The organism is Stenotrophomonas sp. 05L44_2 (assembly GCF_056665995.1).
This window is the reverse complement of sequence record NZ_JBFTNR010000108.1, coordinates 1-7,862: the sequence shown is the minus strand read 5'-3', so window position 1 is coordinate 7,862 and position 7,862 is coordinate 1. Positions and strand designations below refer to the sequence as shown.

Here is a 7,862-nt window from a genome sequence, read left to right as displayed (position 1 = left end):
CCTTCCGAACGCACGTCGGTCTTGACCCAGCGCAGGCCGACATTGCCGGTGACCGGCAGGCCGAACAGCGTGCTGCTGAATTCACCCATCAGGTACAGCGCGCGGGTTGTCTCGGTCACATCGACGTTGTTCGGGTCCTGGAAGTCCGGGTCCAGGCCACTGTCGCTGGTGCCGCGGAAGGACGCGTAGAGGCAGCTCGGATCGAAGTACGCCCACGAGGAGATCGTATTGCCGCTGGCCGCATCCATGAAATCGTCCTGCGGGAACGGTGCACGGCAGGCACGGTTGGCGGCAATGATCTTCGCCTTGTCGGCCGCTACGCGCTGGTCGTAGTCGGTCACCAGGGTGTTGTCGCGCAGCCGGTAGTCGGCCTGGCTGGCGCGCACGCCGCCCTTGATGCGGGTGAAGAAACCGGACTCGGGCATGAAGCTGGCATCGAAGCGGCCGGCCTTGATCTTGTGGTCGTTCTCGGTCGCGCTGGAGGTCACCCGCGCCGCGCCGGTGTAGGCGTCCCAGTTGTTCGGGTCGAAGTTCGGCGCCAGCGCCACGCTCGGCACCTCGCCATGCCAGTCCCAGTCGTAGTCGACATAGCCGGTGGCGCCGCTGCTGATGCCCGGCACGATGGCATTGTTGACGTCGCGCTGGTTGGCGCGCAGCCGGGTCATGCGCTCGCTGTCCAGGCGGTTGGTATGCGAATAGGAAAGATCGGTGGACAGCTCCCAGACCGGGCTGGGGCGCAGGATCAGATTGAGGCCACCACCGGTGTATTCCTCGCCGCGCCAATAGCGGTTGGAGGTCGAATCGATGGAAGTGCTGCCATGCAGGTGGCGGACGATGCCGTCCTCGTCCACCTCGCGCTGGGTGATGCCGCGTCGTGCATTGGACAGGCTCAGGTCGCTGCGGTCCTCGTCCCAGTTGCGCTCGGTATGTTCGAAATCGAGGTTGACCTCGACCACGTCGTTGGGCCGCCATTGGATCGCCGCGAATTCGCTCTGGCGATCATTGCGCTCCTGCTTCAGGCGATAGATGCGGCTGCTTGGCACCAGGTAGTACGGCGCGCCGTTGGCGATGGCCTGGGCGCTGACTTCATTGCAGTTGGCATTGGCCACGTTCTGCCTGCCATCGCAGGCATACCAGGTGGAGCCGCTGGTGATGCTCTCCTCCGGATCGGTGCCCTCCAGCCGCTGGATGCCCAGCGAGATGCCGAGCTTCTGGCCGTTGCCGAATTCGAACTGGTCGATGTAGCTGGCGGTACCGCGATAGCCGATGCCATCGTCGTCGCGGTACTTCTTGTCATACTCGGCCCAGCTGCCGCGCAGATCGATCTGCGCCGAGCGCTTGCCGTACTCCAGCGGCTTGACCGTCTCCAGCCCGATGGTCCCGGCGACACCGCCTTCGATGATGTCGGCACGCTGGGTCTTGTAGATCGCCACCGTATTGATCAGCTCGGCCGGGAACATGTTGAAGTTCACCGAGCGGTCGCCGCTGCCGTTGGTGATCTCGCGGCCGTTGAAATTGGTGCTGCTGAGGAAGGCGCCGAGACCACGGATCGAGATTTCCGATGCGCCGGTCTTGTCGCGGGTCGAGGCGGCACCGGTCAGCGTTTCGATCGCATCGGCCAGTGATGGCGCGGGCAGGTCGCCGATGTCGTCGGCCGACAACACATCGGCGATCACCGTGTCGTCGCGCTTCTTGTTGATCGAGCTCTGCATCGATTCGCGGATGCCCGTGACCTGGACCTGGTCCAGGGTGGTGGCGTCCTGCCCGGAACCGCTGCCGGCAGACTGCGCCTGCACGGCCGGCGAAGCCGCCAGCGCAGCGAGCAGTGCCACGATCAGCGGTGTGGGTGACAACGGTGTACGACGTACAACTCCGGCTGGTTGCCGCATGGTTTTCCTCCTCCCAAAGGATCGCCCGGACGGTAGGCGTGGGACGCAGCTTCGACACGCCGACACAGAAATGTCAACCAACTGGACTGGATTTTTCGTAATACCTTTGATTCAGACCGGTTGCCCGGCATTTCATGTGCTGATGCAGCATGACTTTGCGCGCAACGTGGCTTACAACACACCTACCAAGTGGTATGCACACCCACTCCGAAACCGCGGCATCGCCGTCTCTGGAAGGACTTCATGCGCATTCAACCGACTTCGCACCGCCTTTCGAAACCCACCCTTGGATATTGCCTGGCAATTGGACTGGCAACCTGCCTGACCAGTTTGCCGGCGAACGCTGCGAGCTGGCTGGTCCATGATGCCGCCGAGTTCGCCACCGCCGCTGCCGCACTGCAACCCGGCGATGAAATCGTGCTGGCCGATGGCACCTGGACCGATGCGCGCCTGCTGCTGAAGGGCCAGGGCACCGCCGCCGCACCGATCGTGCTGCGCGCGCAGACGCCGGGCAAGGTGATCCTCAGCGGGGGGTCGGACCTGCGCCTGGCCGGCAGCTACCTGCAGGTCTCCAACCTGGTATTCCGCAACGGCTACACCCCGGGCGACGCCGTGGTGGCGTTCCGCGAGTCGAGCAAGGCAGTGGCCAGCCACAGCCGCGTCACCGGCCTGGTCATCGATGACTACAGCAACCCCGATGGCAGCGACCAGGACTACTGGGTGTCGCTGTACGGCAGCAACAACCGCCTCGACCACAGCCAGCTGCGCGGCAAGACCAACGCTGGCCCGACGGTGGTGGTGGTGCGCGATGCCACCCAGKGCCTGGACAACCAGCACCGCATCGACCACAACTGGTTCGGCCCGCGGCCAGCGCTGGGCGTCAATGGCGGAGAGACGATCCGTGTAGGCACCAGCGACACCTCGCTGAGCGATTCCAACAGCACGGTGGAGAACAACTGGTTCGAGGGCTGCGATGGCGAGACCGAGATCGTCTCCAACAAGTCCGGCGGCAATACCTTCCGCGGCAACGTGTTCTATCGTTCGGCCGGCGCGCTGACCCTGCGCCATGGCAACGGCAACCGGGTGGTCGACAACCTCTTCCTCGGCGACGACAAGGCCGGCACCGGCGGCGTGCGCATCATCAATGCCGACCAGACCGTCAGCAACAACTACTTCGAACGGCTGGCCGGCTCCAGCAACCGCTCGGCACTGGCGGTGATGGATGCACAGGCCAATCCGCCGTTGTCCGGCTACGCGCCGGTGGTCAACGCGACCATCAGCCGCAACACCTTCGTCGACGTGGCGAAGATCAGCTTCGGTGTGGGCCATGACGAAACCAAGGGGATCGTGGTTGCCGCCAGCAACAGCCACTTCAGCGGCAACCTGATCGTCAACCGCACCAGCAAGAATCCACCGAATGCGGCCAGTTCGCTGGCCGGCATCGCCTTCAGCRRCAACGTGCAGTCGCCGCAGGCCAGCAGCGTATTCCCGGGCGGGGTGAGCAGCGCCAGCATCACCCTGCAGCAGGCCGCCAGCGGCCTGTGGGTGCCGGCAACGCCCCTGCCCACCATCGGCGCCGATCCGGCGCTGGCAATGACCCCGCGCGAACAGACGGGGGTGGACTGGTATCCCAAGGTGGGCGAGGTTGCCCTGTCACGCACCAGCACCGGAGTTGATCGATGAGGTTGCAGCCACTGTCCCTTTGTTCCCACCGTCTGGCGATCGCCCTCGCCCTGGCCGCTCCCTTCGCCCTGTTGCCGACGGCACCGCTGCATGCGGCACCTGCCGCAGCCGCGCGACAAGGCGATACCGCGCCGGTACTGGTGACCGCCGCGCAGTGGCAGCAGATGGCCAGCGAAGGCAGCCGCTATCCGTGGTTCGCCAAGGAACAGGCGCGTACGCAGAAATCGCTGCAGAAGATGATGAAGGCCGGCATCGACGTGCCGGTGCCGAAGGACAAGGGCGGCGGTCGCACCCATGAGCAGCACAAGCGCAACTACCAGGCACTGCTGGCCGCCGGCACCCTGTACCGGCTGACCGGCGACAAGGCCTATGTCGCCTATTCGCGCGACATGCTGCTGCAGTACGCCAAGCTCTACCCGACCCTCGGCCCGCATCCGGAAGGACGCGGACAGATTCCCGGCCGGGTGTTCTGGCAGGTGCTCAACGATTCGGTCTGGCTGGTCAACGCCATCCAGGGCTACGACGCGATCCGCGATGCGCTGTCGCCGCAGGATCGGCAGACCATCGAATCGCAGGTGTTCCGGCCGATGGCCGAGTTCCTGGCCAGCGAGCCGAAGAACTACGACCAGATCCACAACCACGCGACCTGGGCGGTGGCCGCCACCGGCTTGACCGGCTACGTGCTGCGTGATCGCGAACTGGTGGAGAAATCGCTGCGCGGCAGCCGCAAGGATGACCAGTTCGGTTTCCTGCGGCAGATCGACCTGCTGTTCTCGCCCGATGGGTATTACGAGGAAGGCCCCTACTACCAGCGCTATGCGCTGGCGCCGTTCCTGCTGTTTGCCAACGCGATCGAACGCAACGAGCCGCAGCGGAAGATCTTCGCGCGCCGCGACGGCGTGCTGCTGAAGGCGGTGGACGTGCTGGTGCAGACCAGCTACGACGGCCTGTTCTTCCCGATCAACGATGCGATCCTGGACAAGGGCATCGATACCGAAGAGCTGGTGGCTGGCATCGGCATCGCCTATGCGCAGGCCGGCGATGACCGTCTGCTGTCGGTCGCCCAGCAGCAGAAACGCCTGCTGCTGTCGCCGGAAGGGCTGCAGGTGGCGCAGGCGTTGGCAGCCAACAAAGCCAAACCGTTCGACTACCGGCCGATGCTGCTGCGCGACGGCCCGGACGGTGAACGCGGCGGCCTGGCGATCCTGCGCATGGGTGGCGAACGCGGCCAGGCGCTGGTGCAGAAGGACACCATGCAGGGCATGGGCCACGGCCACTTCGACAAGCTCAACTGGCTGTTCTACGACAATGGCAACGCCGTGGTGACCGACTACGGCGCGGCGCGCTTCCTCAACGTGGAAGCCAAGCGCGGTGGCATCTATCTGGCCGAGAACCGCAGCTGGGCCAAGCAGACCGTGGCCCACAACACGCTGGTGGTGAACGAGCAGAGCCACTTCAAGGGCGACTGGAAGCGCGGTGAGGAACTCGCCCCGCAGGTGCGCTTCTTCCAGGCCGACGCAGATACCCAGATCGCCTCGGCGACGATGCGCGATGCCTATCCGGGCGTGGTGTTCACCCGCACCCAGGCACTGCTGCGCCACCCCGAACTGGGCCTGCCGGTGGTGCTGGACCTGCTGCAGGTGCACGGCGACAAGGCTGCACGCTACGACCTGCCGCTGCACTTCAACGGCCACATCGTCACCACCGGTTTCGAGGCCGAGCATTTCCCTGCCCAGCGCCCGGTGCTCGGCAGCGACAACGGCTACCAGCACCTGTGGCTGGACGCACGCAGCAAGGCCGGCAGTGAGCCGCGCACGCTGGCGTGGCTGCTCGACGGACGCTTCTACACCTACCGCTTCGGCAGCAGTGCGCCGGCGCAGGCGTTGCTGGTGGAGAGCGGTGCCAATGATCCCGAGTTCAACCTGCGCCGCGAACCGGCGCTGCTGCAGCGCGTGGAAGGACAGAAGGATGTGACCTTCTTCAGCGTGCTGGAGCCGCATGGCGAGTACAACGGCACCGCCGAGTACGTGCACGGTGCCGACAGCCGCATCAAGCAGATCATCCGCACCCGCGGCAATGATGCCGAGGTGCTCGAGCTGCGCCTGGCCAGCGGCGCCCGCATCGCACTCGGCGTGGCCGACGACAGCGACGCGAAGGGCGAACACAGCGTGACGGTGGATGGCCATGCCTACCGCTGGAGCGGCAGCCATGCGCGCATGGACCGCAGCAAGGGTGAGGCACGATGRACGGCCCCTCGGCCGTGGCCACGCTGCGCAAGGTGCCGGTGCGCTCGGCCGTGCGCTGGCTGATCGTCGGCCTGATCGCGGTGGCCACGGTGATCAACTACATCGACCGCAATGCACTGGCGGTGATGTGGCCGGAGATCGCCAGGGAAGTCGGCGCGACCAAGGACGATTACGCACTGCTGGTGACCGTGTTCATGCTGTTCTATGCCGCCGGCCAGTTCCTGTTCGGGCGCCTGTTCGACATGATCGGGACGCGGCTGGGGTTCGCGTTGTCGATCAGTGTGTGGTCGATCTCGATCGCGCTGCATTCGGTCACCCACTCCATGCTCTCCTTCAGCGTGGTGCGGGCGATGCTGGGCATCAGCGAAGCCGGTGCCTGGCCCGGCGCGGTGAAAGCCAATGCCGAGTGGTTCCCCGCGCGTGAGCGTGCCCTCGCACAGGGCATCTTCAACGCGGGCGCGTCCATCGGTGCCATCGTTTCGGCGCCGGCCATCGCCGGCCTGTACCTGTGGCTTGGCTGGCGCGGCACCTTCGTACTGGTCGGTGCACTTGGCTTCCTGTGGCTGTTGCCATGGCTGTTCGTCTATCGCGCCGGCCCGGACAAGCATCCGTGGGTGAGTGACGCCGAGCGGCGCCTGATCATGGAAGACCAGGCTGGCCAGCAACGCGTGGATGCACCGAAGGTCAGCGTGCGTTCGCTGCTGGCCCACCGGCAGAGCTGGGGCATGCTCGCCTGCCGTTTCCTGCTGGATCCGATCTGGTGGCTGTTCGTATCGTGGCTGCCGATCTATCTGGCCGAGACCTTCGGCTTCGACATCAAGCAGATCGGCCTGTTCGCCTGGGTGCCCTTCGTCGGCGCCATGCTGGGCAGCCTGAGCGGCGGCTGGCTGTCGGGGCGCCTGATCAATGCCGGCCAGAGCGTGGACCGTGCGCGCAAGCTGTCGATTTCGCTGGGCTGCGTGATCATGGCACCGGCCCTGCTGGGCGCGGTACTGGCCAACCAGCCGCTGTTTGCGGTGCTGGCGATTGCAGCAGTGCTGTTCGGTTTCCAGATCGCCATCGGCAACATCCAGACCCTGCCCGGCGATCTGTTCGATGGCCGCTCGGTGGGCACGCTGGCCGGTCTCGGCGGCCTGGCCGCCGTAGCCGGAACGTTGATCACCACCTGGCTGGTACCGGTGCTGACCCGCCATTCCTATGCACCGATCTTCATCCTCGTCGCCGCACTGGTGCCGCTGTCGCTGGCCGCGCTGTGGTGGTGGACCGGACCGATCCACAAGCTCGACCGCACCGACGGTTGAGCCCCCCCCCCCATTTCCTCGCATTCCCCCGCAAACCAAGGAGTTTCCCGCATGTCGTTCCAGGACAAGGTGGCCATCGTCACCGGTGGTGGCCGTGATATCGGCCGTGCCGTCTCGATCAAGCTGGCTGCGGCCGGTGCACGCGTCTGCCTCAACTACGCCAACGACGAAGCCAGCGCGCAGGAAACGCTGGCGCTGATCAAGGCGGCCGGTGGCCAGGCCATCGCCCACCGCGCCGACGTCACCGATCCCGCCGCCGTGGCCGGCTTGGTCGCAGCAACGCAGGCTGCATTCGGCCAGCGCATCGACGTGCTGGTGAACGTGGCCGGCGGCATGGTCGAGCGTCGTCCGCTGGCCGACATCGACCCGGCGTTCTTCCACAAGGTCATCGACCTCAACCTGACCTCCACCTACCTGACCACCCACGCGGTGGTACCGCACATGGGCGAAGGCGCGGCGATCGTGAACTTCGCCTCGCAGGCCGGTCGTGATGGCGGAGGCCCTGGTGCGGCGATCTATGCCACTGCCAAGGCGGCTGTGATGACCTTCACCCGGGCCATGGCCAAGGAGCTGGGGCCGAAGGGTATCCGCGTCAACGCACTGTGCTGCGGCATGATCGCCACCCGCTTCCATGACGAATTCACCAAACCGGAAGTGCGTACGGCGGTGGCCGGCGCGACGCCGCTGCGTCGCCAGGGCCTGCCGGAGGAAGCCGCCGATGCGGCGGTCTACCTGGCGTCGGC

The 7,862-nt window shown here is 65.9% G+C and carries 5 protein-coding genes; 4 read left to right on the top strand and 1 reads right to left on the bottom strand.

Features of this window, described 5'->3' with window-relative positions; genetic code table 11:
• Positions 1 to 1,889: TonB-dependent receptor (locus AC1VAN_RS05770; RefSeq protein WP_480985431.1), on the bottom strand; the 1,889-nt coding region annotated here is incomplete at its 3' end.
• Positions 1,890 to 2,219: 330 nt separating this feature from the next.
• Between AC1VAN_RS05770 and AC1VAN_RS05765 the strand changes: the two genes are divergently transcribed.
• The 4 genes from AC1VAN_RS05765 to AC1VAN_RS05750 all read left to right on the top strand — a co-directional run.
• Positions 2,220 to 3,572: a polysaccharide lyase 6 family protein gene (locus AC1VAN_RS05765; RefSeq protein WP_480985430.1), complete on the top strand. Its 1,353-nt coding sequence runs from the start codon at positions 2,220 to 2,222 to the stop codon at positions 3,570 to 3,572.
• Positions 3,569 to 5,881, top strand: coding sequence for an oligoalginate lyase (locus AC1VAN_RS05760; RefSeq protein WP_480985429.1), 2,313 nt, complete (start codon positions 3,569 to 3,571; stop codon positions 5,879 to 5,881). Before AC1VAN_RS05765 ends, AC1VAN_RS05760 begins: the two co-directional genes overlap by 4 nt.
• Positions 5,815 to 7,119 carry an MFS transporter gene (locus tag AC1VAN_RS05755; protein WP_480985428.1) on the top strand — a complete coding sequence of 435 codons (1,305 nt, stop codon included), beginning with the start codon at positions 5,815 to 5,817 and terminating at the stop codon, positions 7,117 to 7,119. The genes AC1VAN_RS05760 and AC1VAN_RS05755 overlap by 67 nt, the downstream gene beginning before the upstream one ends.
• Before the next feature lie 51 nt (positions 7,120 to 7,170).
• The coding region (locus tag AC1VAN_RS05750) for an SDR family NAD(P)-dependent oxidoreductase (protein WP_480985427.1) at positions 7,171 to 7,862 on the top strand (692 nt) is incomplete at its 3' end.